The sequence below is a fragment of the Streptomyces sp. NPDC054849 genome (genome assembly GCF_053610945.1).
Genome location: NZ_JBSGZI010000191.1, coordinates 1 through 3,208, shown reverse-complemented (window position 1 = coordinate 3,208; position 3,208 = coordinate 1). Strand labels below are relative to the sequence as shown.

The 3,208-nt window shown below is 73.7% G+C and carries 1 protein-coding gene; it reads left to right on the top strand.

The window, feature by feature from the left end:
- A partial coding sequence (locus ACWGIF_RS37790; protein ID WP_453504381.1) for an amino acid adenylation domain-containing protein occupies positions 1 to 3,208 on the top strand: 3,208 nt, incomplete at both ends.

Sequence of the window (3,208 nt, the reverse complement as noted above, 5' to 3'; positions counted from 1 at the left end):
GACGAGGCGCTGGACGATCTGGTCGGCTTCTTCGTGAACACGCTGGTGCTGCGCACCGACACGTCGGGCGACCCGACCTTCGCCGAACTCCTGGGCCGTGTACGGGAGACCGGTCTCGGCGCCTACGCGCACCAGGACGTGCCGTTCGAGCGGCTGGTCGAGGAGCTCAACCCCGCCCGCTCACTCGCCCGCCACCCGCTCTTCCAGGTGGCGATGGTCCTCCAGTCCAACGGCGGGGCCGAGCTGGAGCCGGCCGGCCTGTGTGCCGAGGCGCTGCCGGCGGACACCGGGGTCGCGAAATTCGACCTCAACGTGACGCTGGAGGAGTTCTTCGGCCCGGACGGATCGCCCGCCGGACTGGACTGCGCCATCGACTTCGCCACCGACCTCTTCGACCGGGAGACCGTCGAGTCCGTCGCCGCCCGCTTCGGCCGGCTGCTGACGGCGGTGACGGCCCGGCCCGACCAGCGGATCGGCCGCGCCGACCTGCTGGCCGAGGACGAGCGCGCCGGACTCCTCGGCGGCCACCGGCCGCTGCCCGCCGAAACTCCCCTCGTACCAGAGGCCTTCGCGGCCCGGGTGACGGCCATGCCGGACGCCACGGCCCTGGTCTTCGGGGAGACGCGGCTGACCTACGCCGAGCTGGACGCCCGCGCCGGCCGGCTCGCGCACGGCCTGATCGCCTCCGGCATCGGACCCGAGGACGTGGTCGCGCTCGCCCTGCCGCGCTCGGTGGAGACGGTGGTCTCCCAGCTCGCCGTGCTCAAGGCCGGTGCGGCGTTCCTCCCGCTGGACGCCGAGTACCCGCTGGAGCGCACCGCCCACATGCTGGCCGACGCCCGGCCGGCGGCCGTCCTCACCGGTGCCGGCTGGCCGCTGCCCGAGGTGCTGGACGGTCTCACCGTCCTGGACGCCGACGAGCGGACCTGGGCCGGGCAGCCCACCGACGCCCCGCCCGTCCGCGTCCACCCGTCCACCGCCGCCTACGTGATCTACACCTCCGGATCCACCGGCCGCCCCAAGGGCGTGGTGGTGAACCACGGTTCGCTCGCCGGCCTGCTGGCCGCCCACCAGGCGGAGACCTTCGGCGAGCCCGCGCGGACGCACGGCCGGCTGCGCGCCGCGCTGACCGCCTCCCTCTGCTTCGACGCCTCCTTGAACAGCCTGCTGTGGATGATCGCGGGCCACGAGCTGCACCTGATCGGCGACGATCTGCGCCGCGACCCCGCCGCTCTGGTCCGCCACCTCCGCACGACGGGCGTCGACGCCGTCCAGTTCACGCCCACCTACGCCGAACAGCTCATCGCTGAAGGTCTGTTGGACGCCCCCGCGCCGCGCGTGGTGCTCCTGGGCGGTGAACCGATCGGCCAGGCGCTGTGGACCCGCCTGCGCGAGGCCCCGGACACCACCGGCCACAACCTCTACGGGCCCACCGAGTGCACCGTCGACACCCTGCTCCAGGCGTACGCCGACTCGGAGCGTCCCACCATGGGACACACGGTGCTCGGCACCCGGGCCTACGTCCTGGACGAGCACCTGAATCCCGTCCCGCCCGGCGTGCCCGGTGAGCTGTACCTGGCCGGGGACAGCCTGGCCCGCGGCTACCTGGGCCGGCCCGCGCTCACCGCGGAACGATTCGTCGCCGACCCGTCCGCTCCGGGGGAGCGGATGTACCGCACCGGCGACCTGGTCCGCCGCGGCCGCGACGGCCGGATCGACTACCTGGGCCGAACCGACCACCAGGTCAAGATCCGCGGCTTCCGGATCGAACCCGGCGAGATCGAACAAGTGCTGACCCGGCACACGGCCGTTCGCCAGGCCGTGGTCACCCCGCACGAGAGTGCCGACGGCGACCGACGCCTGGTCGCGCACTGCGCGGTGACCGCACCCAGCCCGGAACTCGCCCTGGAACTGCGGCGTTTCGTGGCGCAGACACTGCCCGGCCACATGGTCCCGTCGGCGATCGTCACGCTCGACGCGCTGCCGCTGACCGGCAGTGGAAAGATCGACCGGCGCGCCCTCCCCGCCCCGGACTTCCAGCTCTTCGCCGGCGGCCGGGCCCCCCGCACGGCGCGCGAGGAACTGCTCTGCGGCCTCTTCGCCGAAGTGCTCGGCGTGCCGGGGCCCCTCGCCATCGACGACGACTTCTTCGCCCTCGGCGGACACTCGCTGCTCGCCATGAAGCTGGTCAGCCGGGTCCGCACGGTGTTCGCGGCCGAGATCGACGTCCGTGACGTCTTCGAGGCGCCGGCGGTGGCCGCTCTGGCCCAGCGGCTGGACGGCGCCGGGGCCCGGCTCGCGCTGACGGCCGGCGAGCGCCCCGAACGGCTCCCGCTCTCCTTCGCCCAGCAGCGGCTCTGGCTCATCGACCGCATGGAGGGCCCCAGCGCCCTTTACAACCTCCCGCTCGCCCTGCGCGTCACCGGTCCGCTCGAACCGGCCGCTCTGGAACGCGCCCTCGGCGACCTGGTCGCCCGGCACGAGATCCTGCGCACGCTGATCAACGAGCAGGACGGCGAGCCCCGGCAGCGGATCGTCCCGCCCGCCGAGGCCCGGGTGCCCTTCGACCGCCGCACCACCCCGCCCGCCGACCCGGCGGCCGCCCTGACCGAGTGCACCGCGATCCCCTTCGACCTCGCCTCCGAACTCCCGGTACGCGCCCACCTATTCCCGCTCGGCCCCGACGAGCACCTCCTCGTCCTCGTCCTGCACCACATCGCCGGCGACGGCTGGTCCATGGACCCGCTGCTGCGCGACCTGGCCGCCGCCTACGCCTCCCGCCGCGACGGCTCGGCGTCCGAGTGGCAGCCGCTACCGCTGCAGTACGCCGACTACGCGCTCTGGCAGCGCGAGCTGCTCGGCGACGAGGGTGACGAGGAGAGCGTGGTCTCCCGCCAGCTCGCCTACTGGCGCGACGCCCTGGCGGGACTCCCCGAGGAGCTGTCGCTCCCCGTGGACCGCCCCCGCCGGGCGGACAGCAGCCACCTCGGCGACCGCGTCGTCCTCCCGTTCGGTGCCGAACTGCACCGTTCACTGGTCGAGTTGAGCCGCGAGCACCGGGTCACGATGTTCATGACCCTGCAGGCCGCACTGGCCGCGCTGCTCACTCGGCTCGGCGCCGGAAGCGACGTGCCGATCGGCTCGGTGGTCGCCGGCCGCACGGACGAGGCGCTGGACGACCTGGTCGGCTTCTTCGTCAACACGCTGG